General features: G+C 64.9%; 8 protein-coding genes and 1 pseudogene. 4 read left to right on the top strand and 5 right to left on the bottom strand.

What is annotated here, in order from left to right:
- Nucleotides 1-99: 99 nt before the first annotated feature.
- From ACWY4P_RS06405 to ACWY4P_RS06385, 5 genes and pseudogenes are all read right to left on the bottom strand, one after another.
- Nucleotides 100-1,395, bottom strand: a pseudogene (locus ACWY4P_RS06405) (condensation domain-containing protein); the annotation flags it as partial.
- Complete coding sequence (locus ACWY4P_RS06400) at nt 1,392-10,667, bottom strand: amino acid adenylation domain-containing protein (RefSeq protein ID WP_456209154.1); 9,276 nt, start codon at nt 10,665-10,667, stop codon at nt 1,392-1,394. The gene ACWY4P_RS06400 and the pseudogene ACWY4P_RS06405, both read right to left, overlap by 4 nt.
- Nucleotides 10,668-10,816: 149 nt before the next feature.
- On the bottom strand, nt 10,817-11,509 hold the full coding sequence (locus tag ACWY4P_RS06395) for a thioesterase II family protein (RefSeq protein WP_456209153.1): 693 nt from the start codon (nt 11,507-11,509) through the stop codon (nt 10,817-10,819).
- A 102-nt stretch (nt 11,510-11,611) separates the two neighbouring features.
- Complete coding sequence (locus ACWY4P_RS06390; protein WP_456209152.1) at nt 11,612-13,525, bottom strand: ABC transporter ATP-binding protein; 1,914 nt, start codon at nt 13,523-13,525, stop codon at nt 11,612-11,614.
- 36 nt (nt 13,526-13,561) lie between these two features.
- Nucleotides 13,562-14,443 (bottom strand): TauD/TfdA family dioxygenase, encoded by an 882-nt coding sequence (locus ACWY4P_RS06385; protein WP_456209151.1) that lies wholly within the window; start codon nt 14,441-14,443, stop codon nt 13,562-13,564.
- Nucleotides 14,444-15,003: 560 nt separating this feature from the next.
- On the opposite strand from ACWY4P_RS06385, the gene ACWY4P_RS06380 reads away from it, so the two are divergent.
- The 4 genes from ACWY4P_RS06380 to ACWY4P_RS06365 all read left to right on the top strand — a co-directional run bounded on the left by ACWY4P_RS06380 (nt 15,004) and on the right by ACWY4P_RS06365 (nt 17,961).
- Nucleotides 15,004-15,249, top strand: coding sequence for an acyl carrier protein (locus tag ACWY4P_RS06380; RefSeq protein WP_456209150.1), 246 nt, complete (start codon nt 15,004-15,006; stop codon nt 15,247-15,249).
- Between the two features lie 59 nt (nt 15,250-15,308).
- A complete protein-coding gene (locus ACWY4P_RS06375) occupies nt 15,309-16,496 on the top strand; it encodes a beta-ketoacyl-[acyl-carrier-protein] synthase family protein (protein ID WP_456209149.1) in 1,188 nt (395 codons plus the stop codon).
- A gap of 44 nt (nt 16,497-16,540) precedes the next feature.
- The gene (locus ACWY4P_RS06370; protein ID WP_456209148.1) at nt 16,541-17,668 is read left to right on the top strand and encodes a beta-ketoacyl synthase N-terminal-like domain-containing protein; all 1,128 of its coding nucleotides are present in this window, start codon (nt 16,541-16,543) and stop codon (nt 17,666-17,668) included.
- A gap of 74 nt (nt 17,669-17,742) precedes the next feature.
- On the top strand, nt 17,743-17,961 hold the full coding sequence (locus tag ACWY4P_RS06365; RefSeq protein ID WP_358647784.1) for an MbtH family protein: 219 nt from the start codon (nt 17,743-17,745) through the stop codon (nt 17,959-17,961).
- Nucleotides 17,962-17,964 lie beyond the last annotated feature (3 nt).

Below are 17,964 nucleotides of genomic sequence, written 5' to 3'. Positions count from 1 at the left end.
CGAAACCGGCCACCCCGTATCATTCCAATCAAACAACACCCGCCGCCGCTCAACCTCACCCAACACATCAACCCGACCGACCGGCATATCCATATCGGCGGCCATGGCTTTCAGTATCCGCTCCAAACGGACGGCCATCGCCTCGATGGTGCTGTGGTCGAAGAGGTCCGGGCGATAGTCCAGGCGCAATTCCAAGGGGGGCCCGGGGGCCACAACAAGAGTTAGTGGGTAGTGCGTGGCATCGCGGGTACCCGCAGGTATGATCCGCAGCTTATCGACAGAGCCGGAGGATGCTTGGACGGCTCCCGAGCTCTCTGCGAGATTTACCGGGTAATTTTCGAAGATGATGACGGTGTCGAAGAGTTCGCCGATGCCGACGAGTTTCTGTATATCGGTAAGCCCCAGGTGTTGGTGTTGCATGAGGCGGGTTTGTTGGTCTTGGAGTTGTGTGACTGTTTGGGCGAGGGTTTGGGTGTTGTTGAGTTGTACGCGGACGGGGAGGGTGTTGATGAAGAGGCCGACCATGGTTTCGATGTGGGGGATGTGTGGGGGTCGGCCGTTGGTGGTGGCGCCGAAGGTGATGTCGTGTTGTCCGGTGGTGTGGTTGAGGAGGATGGCCCAGGCGGTTTGGATGAGGGTGTTGAGGGTGGTGTTGTGGTGGCGTGCGGTGGTGGTGAGTTGGTGGGTGGTGTGGGTGGTGAGGTGGTGGGTGTGGCGTTGGGGTGGTTGGGGGGTGCGGGTGGGGTCGTGGGGGGTGAGTCGGGTGGGTTGTTGGAGGTTGCGGAGGGTGTGGCGCCAGGTGTTTTCGGCGGTGGTGCGGTCTTGGGCGGTGATCCAGGCGAGGTAGTCGCGGTAGGGGGTGGTCGAGGGCAGTCCGGCTGCGGTCTCGTGGCCTTGGTGGGCGTAAAGGGTGAACAGTTCCCGCATGAGGACGGGCAGGGACCAGCCGTCGAGGAGGATGTGATGGTTGGTGAAGATGAGGCGGTAGTGGTGGTGGGCGAGGTGGATGAGGGTGAACCGGATCAGCGGCGGCTCATCGAGGTCGAACCGACGACCCTGATCCTCCTCCAGCCAGGCAGCGAGAGAGCTCTCCTGCGTATCGGGGTCGAGGTGGGTCCAGTCGATCTCCTCCCAAGGCAGTTCCACCTCGCGCGGAATGACCTGCACCGGGCGGGACAGGCCCTCGTGAAGGAATCCGGCCCGCAGATTCGCATGGCGGCGGAGAAGCGCCCGCACTGAGGCCTTGAGAACCGGCACATCCAGTGCCCCCTCCACTCGGAAGGAGAACTGGGTCGTGTACATGTCCCGGCTGTCGGTGTCATAGAGAGCGTGGAAGAGCAGGCCTTCCTGCAACGGTGCGAGAGGAAGAATGTCTTCCAGTTCGTGCTGAGTCACTTCTTCTTCCTCCACACCTTTTCCAGGCGGTCGATGTCCGCCTGGTTGATTCCGAGTAGGGGCAGGTCTGAGGGCGTGCGGCCGCCGGCGTCCGGGCGGGTGGCGTGGCGGGTGAGTGCGGTCAGCGCCTGGTGGTAGCCGTCGGCGAGTTGCTGAATCTCCTTACGGGTGAGAACGGTGTCCGGCCAGGTGAAGGTGGTCGTGAGAGTGGGGCCCTGCGGGGTGTCCTGGGTGAGTGAGCCGATGGCCAGGGTGTGAGACAGGGCCATGCGGGGGTCGGCGCCGGAGCCTGCCGCGGTGGATTCAGCGGCCGGTGCCCAATGGGCGGCCTGGCCGATGGGCAGGCGCCCGAGGTAGTTGAACCCGATCTGCGGGGCCGGGAGGTCGGCGAGGTGGGGGCTGGTGGCGGGGTTGAGGTAGCGCAGGAGTCCGTAGCCCATCCCGTCGTGCGGAACAGCCCGGAGTTGTTCCTTGATGCGTTTGAGGACGCGCCCCAGGTCGTCTCCGCCGGCCCAGGCCTGAGCTTCATCGAAGCTCCCTGGATCCAGCCTGACCGGGTATTGGGAGGTGAACCAGCCCACCGTCCGGGAAAGCTCGGCTGCCGTGATGCTCTCATGACGCCCGTGGCTTTCAAGATCGACGAGCAGTCCGCTGTCTCCGTCATGTCGGCCGCGCCCGGCCCGCCAACGGATCACTGCCAGCGTCAGGGCGGTCAGCAGGACATCGTTGATACCGGCGTGGAACAAGGCGGGGACCTGGGTGAGCAGAGGCTCGGTCTGTTCCGGGGCCAGGGTCACCGTTATGCGCTGTGCGGTGTTGAGGGTGTCCCGGGCGGGGTCCAGAGGGCGGGCGCCGATTTGTGGTTCCGGGGATTGGCGGATGGCCTGCCACAGGGGGAGTTCCCGCACCCGCTCCGGAGCCTGGGCGTATTCGGCCAGATCGACAGCCCATTGGCGGAAGGAAGTGCCGACCGGCTGGAGTGTGGGGGTGGTCTGGGTGGTGGCTGCTTCCCAGGCCGCCTGGAGGTCGGGGAGCAGGATTCGCCAGGACACCCCGTCGACGACCAAGTGATGCACCACGATCAGCAGCCGCCCGGCCGTGTCGGGGCCGGAGTCGAACCACACGGCCTGAACCATCGCCCCCGACCTGGGCGAGAGCCGCTCCCGGGCGGATTCTGCCTCCGCTGCGATGACCTTGCTCAGAGCATCGTCGGTCAGACCGGAAACGTCGACGCGATGCACACACTCTGCCGCGCGCACCGCGCCGGCGGCGGGAATCTCCAGCTCCCATGCGTCGCCCGCACGGTCCACGAGGCTGGCGCGGAGAGCGTCGTGGTGGTCCAGGAGGGCCTGTACCGCCACGATGAGATTGTCCAGACCCAGCCGTTCGGGAACCTGGAGCAGCACTCCCTGACTGAACCGTTCCACCGGTCCGCCACGCTCACGTAGTTGGTGCATGATCGGCGTCGGCACCACGGTGCCGAGAGCTTGGGCCGTGTCCCCGCTCGGAGCTGTGGCACCGGTGTCCGCTGCGACCAGAGCGAGAGCTTCGACGGTCTTGCGCTCGAACACGTCCCGGGGCGTGAAGACCAGACCGGCAGCCCGGGCGCGGGCGACCAACTGGATCGACACGATGCTGTCGCCACCCAGATCGAAGAAACTGTCATCGATGCCGACGTTGGGCACTCCCAGGACATCGGCGAAGAGCTTGCACAGGGCTCGCTCGCGTGGTGTCCGTGCGGCACGCCCGGCAGCGGACACGGTGTAGTCGGGGGCGGGCAGGGCTTTCCGGTCGAGTTTCCCGTTGGGCGTCAGCGGCAGCCGGTCGAGCACGATGAGAGCCGAGGGGACCATGTAGTCCGGGAGCCGGTCCCTGACGGTGTGCAACACCTTGGCGGTGTCGACGCCCGTTTCCGCGTCGGCGGGTAGGGCATAGCCCACGAGCCGTTTGTCGCCGGGTTGGTCTTCGCGTACGAGGACGGCGGCTTGGGCAACCGTGTCATGAGTGGTCAGGACGGCTTCGATTTCGCCGGGTTCGATGCGGAAGCCGCGTATCTTGACTTGGGTGTCCGTGCGGCCGAGGTGTTCGAGTGTGCCGTCGGTGTTCCAGCGTGCGAGGTCGCCGGTGCGGTACATGCGGGTGCCGGGCGGGCCGAACGGGTCAGGGACGAAACGTTCGGCGGTAAGGACAGGCCGGTGGAGATATCCACGGGCCAGGCCGGTTCCGGCGATGTAGAGCTCGCCTGCGACTCCCGGGGGTACGGGGCGTAGGGCGTGGTCCAGGACGTAGGTGCGGGTGTTGTCCATGGGTCGGCCGATGGGTACTGAGGTGCCGGGTGGGGTGGTGGGGGTCATGAGGTGTTGGGTGGCGCACAGGGTGATTTCCGTGGGTCCGTACAGGGATCTGACCCTGATTTGCGGGCAGGCTTGGAGGACGCGTTGGACGGCGGTGGGGGAGACCACGTCGCCGCCGGTCAGTACCTCCTGGACCTGGCCGAAACACCCGGGATCCTCTTCCGCGATCACCCGGAACAACCCCGCCGTCACATGCACCGCACTCACCCGGCCACCCGCCACCAGCCCACGCAACACCTGAGCATCAACCGGCTCGTTGGGAGCTACGACGATGCGGCCGCCGGAGAGCAGGGGGACCCAGATCTCGTAGTCGGAGGCGTCGAAGGCGTGTGGGGCGTGCATCAGGACGCGCTTGTGCGCGTTGTCTGTGTCGCTGGCCCAGGAGGTGTCGAGGGCCAGTTCCACCACGCCCCGGTGGGGTACGGCCACGCCCTTCGGCTCGCCGGTGGAGCCCGAGGTGTACATCACATAGGCGAGCTGCAGCGGATGCCTGCCACCCACGACCACGTTGCTGTCGTCGGTGTCGTCAGCGGTCAGGACCTCGCCGGTCACCTCGACCACACGCGCATCACCGGCGAACCCGCCCGCCTGTGCGGCCCGGTCGGTGAGCAGCACCCCGGCGCCGCAGTCGCGCATGACCGAACGCAGCCGCTCCACCGGATAGCCCTCATGCAACGGAACATAAAACCCGCCCGCCTTCACCACAGCCAGCAGAACGGCTATCAGATCGGCGGAACGCTCCATCCACACCGCCACCGCATCCCCCGGCCCCACCCCCAGCCCGATGAGGTACCGGGCCAGCCGATTCGCCCGCACATTCAACTCGCCATACGTCAGCTCCTGGCCCTCGAAGACCACCGCGACCGTATCCGGGGTCCGCGCCACCTGCGCCTCGAACAACTCCGGCAGCAGCGCATCCGGCATCCGACGCCCGGTGTCATTCCACCCGGACAGCACCTGCTGCCGCTCGGCCTCCCCCAACACATCAATCCGCCCCACCGGCACATCCAGATCAGCGGCCATCGCCTCCAACACCCGCACCAGACGACCAGCCAGCACCTCCACCCACTCACGCTCAAACAAACCAGGCTGATATTCCAGGCGGAATTCGAGTTCTTGCCCGGGCATCACGATGAGGCTGAGCGGGTAGTGATTTCCGCTGCGACCGGATTCCTTTACGAATGTCAATCCATTCTTGCCGAGGTCGGGCGCGTCTGCGGTCTTGAGCGGGTAATTCTCAAAAATTATGACGGTGTCAAATAGCTCGTCATGCCCTGCCAAGCGTTGAATCTGCGCGAGCCCCAGGTGTTGGTGTTGCATGAGGCGGGTTTGTTGGTCTTGGAGTTGTGTGACTGTTTGGGCGAGGGTTTGGGTGTTGTTGAGTTGTACGCGGACGGGGAGGGTGTTGATGAAGAGGCCGACCATGGTTTCGATGTGGGGGATGTGTGGGGGTCGGCCGTTGGTGGTGGCGCCGAAGGTGATGTCGTGTTGTGCGGTGGTGTGGTTGAGGAGGATGGCCCAGGCGGTTTGGATGAGGGTGTTGAGGGTGGTGTTGTGGTGGCGTGCGGTGGTGGTGAGTTGGTGGGTGGTGTGGGTGGTGAGGTGGTGGGTGTGGTGTTGGGGTGGTTGGGGGGTGCGGGTGGGGTCGTGGGGGGTGAGTCGGGTGGGTTGTTGGAGGTTGTGGAGGGTGTGGCGCCAGGTGTTTTCGGCGGTGGTGCGGTCTTGGGTGGTGATCCAGGTGAGGTAGTCGCGGTAGGGGGTGGTCGGGGGCAGTCCGGCTGCGGTCTCGTGGCCTTGGTGGGTGTAGAGGGTGAACAGTTCTTGCATGAGGACGGGGAGGGACCAGCCGTCGAGGAGGATGTGGTGGTTGGTGAAGATGAGGCGGTAGTGGTGGTGGGCGAGGTGGATGAGGGTGAAGCGGATGAGTGGTGGCTGGTCGAGGTCGAAGCGGCGGGCTTGGTCCTCTTCCAGCCAGGTGGCGAGTGAGGCTTGCTGTGTGTCGGGGTTGAGGTGGGTCCAGTCGAGTTCTTGCCAGGGGAGGTGGGTTTGGGTGGGGATGATTTGGATGGGGTGGGTGAGGTTTTCGTGGTGGAAGCCGGCGCGGAGGTTGGGGTGGCGTGTGAGGAGGGTGGTGAGGGAGGTTTTGAGGGTGGGGATGTTGAGGGGGCCGGTGATGCGGAAGGTTTGCTGGGAGGTGTAGGGGTCGTGGCCGTGGGTGTCGTAGAGGGTGTGGAAGAGGAGGCCTTCTTGGAGGGGTGCGAGGGGCCAGATGTCGGTGGTGTGGGGGTGGGTGGTTTCGAGGTGGTCGATGTCGGCTTGGGTGAGGTGGAGGAGGGGGAGGTCTGAGGGGGTGCGGCCGCCGGTGTGGGGGAGGGTGGCGTGTGCGGTGAGGGCGGTGAGGGCTTGGTGGTAGGTGTCGGCGAGTTTTTGGATGTCGGTGTGGGTGAGGAGGGTGTCGGGCCAGGTGAGGGTGGTGGTGAGGGTGGGGCCGTGGGGGGTGTCCTGGGTGAGGGTGTTGATGGTGAGGGTGTGGGTGAGGGGCATGTCGGGGTCGGGGCCGGAGCCTGCTGTGGTGGCGTGGGCGGCTGGTGTCCAGTTGGTGGGGCCTCCGGTGGGGAGGCGGCCGAGGTAGTTGAAGCCGATCTGTGGGGTGGCCAGGTGGGTGAGGTGGGGTTTGGTGGTGGGGTTGAGGTAGCGCAGGAGTCCGTAGCCGATCCCGTTGTTGGGGGTGGCGCGGAGTTGTTCTTTGATGCGTTTGAGGATGCGTCCGAGGTCGGCTCCGCCGGCCCAGGCCTGGGCCTGGTTGAAGATGCCTGGATCCAGTCGGACGGGGTGGTGGGAGGTGAACCAGCCGATGGTGTTGGACAGTTGGGCGCCTTCTACGGTGTTTTCGTGGCGTCCGTGGGATTCCAGGTCGACCAGCAGGCCTTGTCCGGTGTGCTGGCCGCGGTCGGTGCGCCATTTGGTCATGGCCAGGGTGAGTGCGGTGAGGAGGATGTCGTTGATGCCGGCGTGGAAGAGGGCGGGGAGGTGGGTGAGGAGTGGTTCGGTGTGTTCGCAGGGCAGGGTGATGGTCAGTCGGCGGGCGTGGGCTGCGGTGTCGCGGGTGGGGTCCAGGGGGCGGGTGCCCAGGAGCGGGTCGGTGGTTTTCCCCACGTTCTGCCACCAGGGGAGTTCTTTCTCCCATTGGGTGTTCTGGGCTGTTTGGGCGAGTCCTGTGGCCCATTGCCGGAAGGAGGTTTCTGCGGGCTGGAGGGCGGGGGTGGTGTGGGTGGTGGCTGCTTCCCAGGCGGTTTGGAGGTCGGGGAGCAGGATCCGCCAGGACACCCCGTCGATTACGAGGTGATGGACCACGATCAGCAGCCGGCCCGGGGTCTGGGGGCCGGTGTCGAACCATACGGCCTGGAGCATGAGTCCGGAGGTGGGTGCGAGCCGTTCCCGGGCGGCGTGGGCTTCTTCGGTGATGGTGTTGCTCAGGTCATCGTCGGTCAGGCCGGTGGTGTCCACGCGTCGCACGCATTGTGTGGCGTGGATGTGGCCGGCGGGCGGGATCTGGAGTTCCCATGTGGTGGTGTCGCTTGGGGTGGTGAGGCGGGCGCGGAGTGCGTCGTGATGGTCGAGTACCGTCTGTATTGCGGTGGTGAGGTGTTCCATGCCCAGCCCGGGGGGTGCCTGGAGGAGGACTCCCTGGCTGAAGCGGTCCACCCGGCCGCCCAGCTCATACAACCGATGCATCACCGGCGTCAGTACAACGCTGCCCACTCCACTGTCCGGCGTGCCGCTCCCGGCGTGTGGGCCCGTGTCGTTGAGGCCGGGTTCTGTGGCGATCCGGGCGAGGGCTTCGACGGTCTTGCGTTCGAACACGTCCCGGGGTGTGAAGACCAGACCGGCTGCCCGGGCGCGGGCGACCAGCTGGATCGACACGATGCTGTCACCGCCCAGATCGAAGAAACCGTCATCGATCCCGACTCTGGGCACCCCCAGAACCTCAGCGAACAGCTTGCACAACACCTCTTCCCGCCCCGTCCGCGCCACCCGCCCGCCAACAGCCACGGCATAACCGGGAACAGGCAAAGCCCCCCGGTCCAGCTTCCCATTCGCCGTCAACGGCAGCCGGTCCAGCACAACGAGCGCCGAAGGCACCATGTAATCCGGAAGCCGATCCCCGACGGCATGCAACACCCTGTCAGCATCGACACCCGTCTCCGCGTCGACGGGTACGGCATAGCCCACGAGCCGTTTGTCGCCGGGTTGGTCTTCGCGTACGAGGACGGCGGCTTGGGTGACCGCGTCATGACTGGTCAGGACGGCTTCGATTTCGCCGGGTTCGATGCGGAAGCCGCGTATCTTGACTTGGGTGTCCGTGCGGCCGAGGTGCTCAAGCGTGCCGTCGGTGTTCCAGCGTGCGAGATCACCGGTGCGGTACATGCGGGTGCCGGGCGGGCCGAACGGGTCGGGAATGAAACGTTCGGCGGTAAGCGCAGGCCGGTGGAGATATCCACGGGCCAGACCCGAGCCCGCGATGTAAAGCTCCCCCGCCACCCCTACCGGCACGGGGCGTAGGGCGTGGTCCAGCACGTAGGTGCGGGTGTTCCACATGGGGCGGCCGATGGGGATGGTCGCGGTGGTCGGCGCCCCGCCGGTGGGTGTGGTGATGGTGTGGTCGGTGGCGGCAATGGTGGTTTCGGTGGGGCCGTAGCTATTGGTGACGGGGATGTTGGGGTGGTGGGTGTGCCAGGTGTGGAGGGCTTCGGCGGGGAGGGGTTCGCCGCCGATGATGAGGCGACCGGATGGCCGGTGAGCGGAGTCTTCGAGTAGGGGGAGGTGGCTGGGGGTGATCTTGATCAGGCTGACGGGTTCGTTGTGGGGGTGTGCGGGTGTGGGGGTGGAGTCCCAGGGGGTGATGCGGATCCGGCCGCCGCTGATCAGGGTGCCGTAGAGCACGGTGATACCGGTGTCGAAGGACACCGAGGCGTGGGCGACTGTTGTGCCGGAGAGTTCGGGGTAGGCCTCGGGGCAGCGGGCCAGGTAGTTCACCAGGGACTGGTGGGAGATGACCACGCCTTTGGGCCGGCCGGTGGAGCCGGAGGTGTAGATGGCATACACCGGATGGCCGGCCAGCAGCGCTCCCGCGCGGTCGGCATCGGCCACGTCCGTGGCGGGCTGCCCGGCGATCCGCGCAGCCGTCTCAGCAGCATCCACCACCACACACAGACCAGGCCGGCCGTCCGGGGTGGGCAGGGTGGTGGCGGTTGCGGTGTCGGTGACCAGGAGCAGCGGATCCGCGTCCCGCAGCATGTAGCTGATCCGCTCCGCGGGCAGCTCCGGATCCACCGGCACATACCCCGCCCCCGACTTCATCACCGCCAGCAACGCCACCACCAGATGGACCGAACGGGGCAGCGCCACCCCCACCAGCCGCTCCGGCCCGGCCCCCCGACCGATCAGATACCGCGCCAGCCGGTTCGCCCGAGCGTTCAGCCCGGCATACGTCAGCTCCTCACCCTCACACACGACCGCGACCGCATCCGGGGTCCGCGCCACCTGCGCCTCGAACAACTCCGGCACCACCACATCCGGCACCGCATGCGCCGTGTCATTCCAGTCGACCAGCACCCGCCGCCGCTCAGCCTCACCCAACACATCAACCCGCCCCACCGGCACATCCGGATCAGCCGCAACCGCCTCCAACACCCGCACAAAACGAGCAGCCAACGCCTCAACTGTGACCTGGTCGAACAGATCGGTGCGGTAGTCGAGTCGGCCGGCCATGCCGTTGGGAGCACCGTCTTCGGTGCGGTGTTCACCGAGGTTGACCGTCAGGTCGAACCTGGCTGAGACGTCTTGCAGCGGCTGGTGGGTGATGTGGAGGCCGGGCATGGTGAGGTCTGGTCGGGTGTTGTTCTGGAAGGAGAGCATCACCTGGAACAGGGGATGCCGGGCCATCGAGCGCTGCGGGTTGAGCACCTCCACCAGCCGCTCAAAGGGCACATCCTGATGCGCGAACGCCGCCAGGTCCGTCTCCCGCACCCGCTCCACCAGCTCACGGAACGTGGGATCCCCACCGACATCCGTACGCAGCACCAGCGTATTGACGAAGAAACCGACCAGATCATCCAGAGCATCATCAGTACGCCCGGCCACCGCCGTACCGATCGGAACATCACAACCCGCACCCATACGCGCGAGAAGAACAGCCAGAGCAGCCTGCACCACCATGAACACACTCGCACCACTGCCATGCGCCAGCTCCACCAGCCCCCCATGCACCCCCGCCGGCACCCGCACCCCAACACTCGCACCCACATGCGACGCCACCGCCGGCCGCGGCCGGTCCACCGGCAACTCCAACTGCTCCGGCACACCCGCCAGAACACCCGACCAGTAACCCAACTGCCGCGAAATCACACTCCCCGGATCATCCTCACTCCCCAACACCTCCCGCTGCCACAACGTGTAATCCGCATACTGCACCCCCAACGGCTCCCACCCCGGAACCCCACCCCCCACACGCGCCGCATAAGCCACCGACAGATCCCGCGCCAACGGAGCCATCGACCACCCATCCGCCGCAATATGATGCACCACCACCAACAACACAAACTCATCCCCACCCAGCACAAACAACCGCACCCGCAACGGAAGCTCACACGACAGATCAAACCCAGCCCCCGCCACCCCCACCAACAACCCCGCAAGCTCCCCCTCACCCACCCCAGCCACCTCAACCACCTCAAACGAAGGCACCGCCACCCCAGCCCCCACAACCCGCTGAAAAGGCTGCCCATCAACCTGCGGAAACACCGTCCGCAAACTCTCATGCCGCCCCACCACATCACCCACCGCCAACCGCAACGCCCCCACATCCAACCGCCCCCGCAACCGCAACGACAACGGCACGTTATACGTACCCGACACCCCCTCCAACTGCCCCAAAAACCACAACCGACGCTGCGCAAAAGACACCGGAATCACAAGTCATGGCCTTTCTTGGTAATCGAGCAGGGAGAAGTCTTCCGCCAGGGCGAGGCGTGGCGGCAAGTCAGCGGTGGCCGTGCTGAGGCAGGCTATTGATCCACTCTGCGGACGAGATCGGAGACGAACCCGGGTTTGCAGTCCGATAGGTAGAAGTGCCCGCCGGGGAAGGTCTGGAAGCGGAAAGTCCCCAGCGTTGACTGCGCCCATGCCCGCGCGTTGTCGAAGTCCACGTCGATGTCCTTGTCACCCACGTATGAGGTGATAGGTGCTGAAATCGATCTGACCGGTTGAGGGCGGTATGCCTCGAGCAGGCGGAAGTCGGCGCGAATCGCTGGCAGCGCCAATTCCCTGAGGTCCGGGTCGTCGAGCACTTCCGCGTCGCCGCCGTTTATCCTGCGGATTTCGGAGAGCAGAGCTTCGTCATCGTCGCTGACCGGCTCCCGTCGCATCGGCATGTGGGGAGCCTCCTGCCCCGAGACGTACAGCATTCTTGGGCTGACTCCGAAGGTTCTCTCCAGTTGACGAGAGACCTCGAAGGCTACCGATGCCCCCATGCTGTGCCCGAACAGAACAAAGGGATGATCGAGGAAACGCGACAGAGAATTGGTGATCCCGGCGACGAGTTCGTCCATTTTCTCGACGCAGGGTTCGGTGAGGCGTTCTTGTCGACCCGGGTACTGGACGGAGAGCAACTCCACATCGGTCGGCAGGAAATCTGACCATGAATAGAAAAAATTGGCGGAGCCACCTGCATGAGGGAAGCAGACCAAGCGCAGACGCAAGTTGCTTGAAGTTCTGTTCCGGCGGATCCAGCGATCTGTTGGATTGAAACCTGTACTGAGCAACTTATCCCCGTTTTTCGATGGCCTTTGCGATGTCGGTGTTTAGTCGGCTGCCCCGCCAACCTGCTCGAATTGCGCCTTGTAGAGCCGGGCGTAGGCCCCACCGGCCGCCAGCAACTTTTCGTGTGCTCCCTGCTCGACGATCGAGCCTTCCTCCATCACCAAGATGGTGTCCGCATCCCGGATGGTCGAGAGCCGGTGAGCGACGACAAAGCTCGTACGGCCGTGGGCAAGCTGTGCCATCGCCTTCTGGATCAGTGCTTCGGTGCGGGTGTCGACCGAGCTGGTCGCCTCGTCCAGGACCAGGATCACGGGATCGGAGATGAAGGCGCGAGCGATGGTGATGAGCTGCTTCTCGCCGGCACTCACGCCCGTTCCCTCGTCGTCGAGGACTGTGTCGTAGCCATCCGGCAGTGTCCGGATGAAGCGGTCGGCATGCGCGGCGCGCGCCGCCTCCTCGATCTCGTGGCGGGTGACGGATCTGGCGGAGCCGTAGGCGATATTGTCCGCGATGGTGCCGCCGAACAGCCAGGTGTCCTGGAGAACCATGCCGATGCCGGCCCGGAGCTGCTCGCGAGGCATGCGTGAGATGTCGGCCCCGTCCACCGTGATCCGCCCGCCGGTCAGCTCGTAGAAGCGCATCAACAGGTTGACCAGCGTGGTCTTCCCCGCGCCGGTCGGTCCGACGATGGCGACTGTCTGCCCGGGCGCGACGGTCAGCGAGAGGTCCTCGATGAGCGGTTTATCGGGGTGGTAGCGGAACGACACGCTTTCGAACGAGACGCTGCCCTTCAGCTCTGTGGGGCGGGCTGACGAGCCGGGTTCGGGCGATTGTTCCTCCGCGTCCAGTAGCTCGAAGATCCGCTCAGCGGAGGCGACCCCCGATTGCACCATGTTCGCCATCGAGGCCACCTGTGTCAGTGGCTGGCTGATTTGCCGTGAGTACTGGATGAACGCCTGCACATCTCCGATGGACAGCGCACCGGAGGCCACCCGCAGCCCGCCCACGACCGCCACCAGCACATAGTTCAGGTTCGAGACGAAGAACATCAGGGGTTGCATGAGCCCACTGTTGAACTGGGCCTTGAAGCCGACTCGGTAGAGGGCCTCGTTGTGTTCGGCGAATGCCCGGGCCGATGCCTCTTCGCGGCCGAAGGCCTTCACCAGGGCATGGCCGGTGTACATCTCCTCGATGTGTCCGTTCAGCTTGCCGGTGGACTTCCACTGCTGAGCGAACAGCGGCTGCGACCGCTTGCCGACCCGCATGGCCACGACCGCCGACAGCGGCACGGTGATCAGCGCGACCAAGGCAAGCAGGGGGGAGATCCAGAACATCATCCCCAGCACGCCGATGATGGTGAACAGCGAGTTGATGAGCTGGCCCATCGTCTGTTGCAGAGTCTGATTGATGTTGTCGAGGTCATTGGTGGCCCGGCTGAGCACCTCGCCCCGCTGCCGCGTGTCGAAGTACGACAGCGGCAGCCGTGACAGCTTGGCCTGCACCTCCCCGCGCATCCGGAACACCGTCCGGTTGATCACGCGGTTGGACAGCCGAGTCGCCACCGCCATCAGCAGCCCGGCCAGCAGAAAGACGCCGAGGGCGAGCAGCACGACGGAGCCCACCGCGCCCGAGTCGATGCCCTTGCCCGGTGTGAAGTCCACCCCGGACAGGACACCGACCCCGTCCTCACCCTTGGCCCGCATCTCGGCGATGACTTGTTCCTTGGACCTTCCATCGGGCAGTCGGCGCCCCACCAGCCCGGCGAAGATCAGGTCGGTTGCCTGGCCGAGGATCTTCGGCCCCAGTACGGAGAGCGCGACGCTCGGCACACCGACGAGCAGCATGGCGGAGACCGTGACCCGTTCCGGTTTGAACTGGGCAATAAGCCGCTTGCTCGACCCCTTGAAGTCCATCGAGCGCTGGTTCGGCCTTCCCGCGGCCGCTGATCGTGCCATCACCCGTCCCTAGACACCGTCAGTCCGAAGACACTGTCAGTCCGACATCGCGACCAACACCCGGCGTGGGCCGGCGAACGGCCGTCGGCCGTGGCCCACGAGCACGTTGTCGATGAGGAGCAGACTCCCGGCTTGCCAATCCACATCGACGGCCAGGCGAAGCCCGGTCTCCTGGATATGCGTGATGTGCTCGGCGGGGATGGGGCTGCCGTCGGCGAAGGTGACGGACTGCGGCATCTCATCTTCGGACAGCAACTCGGCCATCTCCCGGGCATCGTCGCCCAGGCCCGCGACGTGGAACTGATCAGCCTGGTTGAACCACACCTCGGTGTCGGTGACGGGGTGCCGTACCGTGGCCGGGCGCAGCTGACTGATCCATAGAGTGCCGTCGCCCTTCCATTTCCAGTCGGCTCCAGCGTTATCCAGGAACGCCTCGACCTCCGAGGGGTCCTCGGTCTCGAATGTGGCCTGCCAGCTCTTGCCGAGTCCGTAACCGTCGTGGAGGTTCTGAATGTACCGGACTCCTCCCGCGAAAGCGCCTCGGATCTCGGGGTCTATGGCCTCCAGCCAGAGTTGTCCGTCGACCACGGGAGTGGCACCGCCACTGGTAGGAGCCCGCTCGCAGAAGAACAGCAGCCGCGATGGCCAAGTGTGCGCGTAGGACATCTCATTGTGCATGGAGATGGTGAACTCGGGCGGGTATTCGGTCGATGTGTAGACGTTCTGTCCGACTTTGGTACGCGGCGAGTTTCCGTGGATGTACGCCAGGCGGCGAGGCAGGAGGGCGGTGGCCACCTCGTCATAGGACTCGGCGGTGATGCCGAATCCACGGAAGATGAGCGCCTTCTCTTTCACCAGCAAATCGGTCAGATCGACCAGGTTTAACAGGTCGACCAGTCCGGCCGGGTTCGCTGACACACTCCCGCTGTCCGGAGTCAGTTCACGCGGCTGCCAACTCGGAGCTATCAACCGTCCGAATCCTCTCCAACGTGGCTGTCGCCCCACCGGGGACGGTCAGCCGATCCCAAGCAAGCCTGGCATGGCCTGAGTTGCGCCCAACTGACCCTACTGGCCTATCGGCTTCTGTGGAGGCGCGTCTGTTGCACAAGTTGGGCGAACGGTCTGCCGTCAACTGCCTGATGCGGAACTCGGGGTGAGCGGGTGAACGCATCGGGTCAACTCGGGTCCTTGGCGTGGTGCCAAGCAGATTAAATGGGATGTCTTCGTTCAAGTGCCTGGATTCAGGGCAGATTGAATGGCAAATCGAGCGAACTGGTAGACGCGATGGCAGAGTTGGTGGATACACTGCGCCCGAGGGGATGTCTGGAAACGGTTGAGGCCTAAATAATTGGCATCCGTGCCGTGCCATGTCCCAGAGAGAATCCTGTGGAGGATGAGCCGGACTGGTCAATGGCAGCGAACCAGTGTCTGGCCTGTACCTGCCTGCAACCTTGTGTGCTGAGAGATGGGGGATCGCATTGTCCGATGCCGAGCGCGAGGCGAAGGTCCGCGAGATCGTTGCTAACGTTGTTGAGCTGGATGAATCGAGCCTCACTCGAACCGGCCTGCTTGTGGAAGAGCACGGAGCCGACTCACTCGATGCCATCGAGATTCTGACCCACCTTGAGACGACTTTTTCTGTCGAGATCGACCCCAAGGCGGCCTCGCGGATGGTCAACATTGACGCCATCCTGGAGGTACTCGACGAATACGGAGCCAAGTAGTCTTGTCAATAAGGGAAGCTGACCCGAGTCGTCGCCGGGTGCTCCTCACCGGAGCGGGAGTGCTTTCCAGTGTTGGTAACGGGGTGACGGAATATAAAGATGCCTTGCGTGCCGGACGTGTTGGCACGGCTCCTATCACCTTGTTCGATACAGCTGGATTTCAGTACGCGCGCGGCCATCAACTGTCCAATATCGATCTGGCGGACTTTGTTCATCGGATCCCCATCGCCGACCTCGGCCGAGCATCTCAGTTTTCGGTAGCGGCGGCACGCATGGCAGTGGCGGACGCCGATCTGACCGAAGAAGATCTACGGAACAAGCGCGGCTTGATAGCGATCGGGACAACCGACGGCGAAGGCCATGACCTCGACCACTTGGCCGAGACGGCCTTACGCCACGGGCCGGACCGTATGGAGCCGGAGATCGCCCGTCGAGCCCCCGCCCTGAGCTTGTCGATGGCCGTCGCCAAGGAATTCCGACTCTCGAACGTCGAAGTCTCGACGCTCCCCACGGCCTGCTCCGCAGGCAACTACGCGCTGGGCAGCGGCCTTGACGCGGTGCGTTCAGGGGAAGTCGACTATGCGTTGGTAGGCGGTTCCGACGGGCTGTGCCGTAAGACCTTCGCAGGATTCTATCGGGTCGGGCTCATCTCCCCTGATGAATGCCGCCCTTTCGACGCGGATCGAGAGGGACTGCTGACCGGCGAGGGCGCCGGCGTCATGCTTCTCGAAAGCGAAGAGTCCGCGCTCGCTCGGGGAGCGCATGTCTATGCGGAGATCCTGGGATACGGGCTGAACTGCGACGCGCACCATCCCACCGCACCCGAAGAAGACAGCGTCGCACGCTGCATACGCCTCGCGCTCGATGACGCGGACCTGAAGCCCGAGGACGTCGACCTCATTTCCGCGCACGGCACCGGCACCAAAATGAACGACCTCACCGAGACCCGGGCGATCCAGCAGGTCTACGGCGACAACCCACCCCCGATGGTCGGCATCAAGTCCATGATCGGCCACACCATGGGGGCAGCGAGCGCCCTCGGGGCCATCGCCGGTGCCCTCGCCATCACACACGGATTCATCCCGCCGACGGCCAACCACCGCCGGGCGGACCCCGAATGCCCCATCGACTGCGTTCCCAATGAAAGTCTCGACGCGGAGGTGCGCATCGTGCAGAACAACGGCCTTGCGTTCGGTGGGAACAACGCTGTCGTCATGCTCGGTAAATACACCAAAGATCCGCGTTGAGTCGCGCATCCAGCGTGCCTGCTACTAGAGAGGGAACACCAGCGATGAGCGACGAGCCCAGCCGGCCGAACCCGATCTATATCTCCGGATGGTCGGCTGTTTCCCCCTTCGGAATAGGCAGAGTCGCGTTCTCCGAGGGACTGCACGCCGGACGAAAAACCGCAGGACCCCCGGATCCCGACGATTGGCAGACCGTCCCGGATACCAACATCTGCCTGGTTCCCGACTTCAACATACGAGAGGTTCTGGGAAAGAGTGGAACGCGCATACTGGGGCGTGAGGCCGCCCTGGCGGTCACCGCGGTACGGGAACTCTTCCACGAGGCGCCCGAGGAAGCCCCGATAGCCGACGGGCCGAACACCGCGATGGTCATGGGCACCACCACCGGTACCCCTCAGAGCTATATGGACTTCACCAAGGCGTCCCTGACAGGACCCAGACCGCACCATGTGCCGGCCGCGCTCGTCCCGAACATGGTCATGAACCGCGCCGCTTCAGCCAGCGCCATCTGGCACCGGCTTCAAGGACCCAACAGCACCATCGCGGGCGGCAGAGTGGCCGCGCTGTTGGCTCTCAAATACGGGCAGCGCCTGCTGACGCATCAGCGTGCCGACCGAGTGCTGTGCGGTGGCGTCGAGGAGTACTCGAACGCTCGCTCGTGGATGGAACACCACCGACGCGGGGGAGGGGACGTGGTGCTGGGGGAGGGGTGCGCTCTCCTCCTGCTGGAGACCGAAGCGTCACTGCCTTCCGCGCACCGTCCCGCCCTGGCCGAAGTCCTCGCACTGGAGTTCCGCGTCGACACGGACGACGACCTCAGCGGCGCTCTCAGCGCATGCCTGCACGGCGCACTCGCCACCGCCAAGGCGACCGCGGACGACGTCTGGGCCGTCGTACCCAGTGGAATTGCCGGTCCTGCGGGAGAAGAGGAGAACAGGCTTCTCGGGAGTCTCTTCGACTCCACCGCGCTCTCTCGCATATCCGTCTGGGATTTGATCGGCGACACCTCCGCGGCCTCTGCGGGGTTTGACATCATCGGCATGCTCAGCGTTGCCGCCCACTCCCCGGAATCGGTTGGTCGTCTCGGCGTCGTCAGCTCAGTCGACCCCGATGGGTCGGTCGCCTGCGGGATCATTCGCCTGCTCGAAGGCGTCCGGCAAGACCGACAGTAAGACAAACCCGAAGGATGCCCGGCGGCAGCCGGCAGTGAAACCCGTCCTGTTATGCATTCGAGTGGAGGAAAGTCATGACCAACCCGTTCGAAGACCCCGACGGCACGTACCTGGTTCTCGTCAACGACGAAGGCCAGCATTCCCTGTGGCCTACGTTTGTGGAGGTACCGGCCGGATGGGTCTCTGTGCACGGCGAGGACAGCCGGCAGGCATGTCTCGACTACATCAACGAGCACTGGACCGACATGCGGCCTCGTAGCTTGGTCAAGGCCATGAACGAAGCAGCTTCGTAGCAG

This window comes from Streptomyces sp. LZ34 (genome assembly GCF_053890475.1).
Note: the sequence above shows the minus strand (reverse complement) of the source record. Positions and strands in the feature narration are given on the sequence as shown.

Bases quoted from the DNA above. Each gene is read 5' to 3' on its own strand.
- ACWY4P_RS06390 (WP_456209152.1), bottom strand. From the start codon at position 13,525: ATGGCACGATCAGCGGCCGCGGGAAGGCCGAACCAGCGCTCGATGGAC.
- ACWY4P_RS06370 (WP_456209148.1), top strand. From the start codon at position 16,541: ATGAGCGACGAGCCCAGCCGGCCGAACCCGATCTATATCTCCGGATGG.
- ACWY4P_RS06365 (WP_358647784.1), top strand. From the start codon at position 17,743: ATGACCAACCCGTTCGAAGACCCCGACGGCACGTACCTGGTTCTCGTC.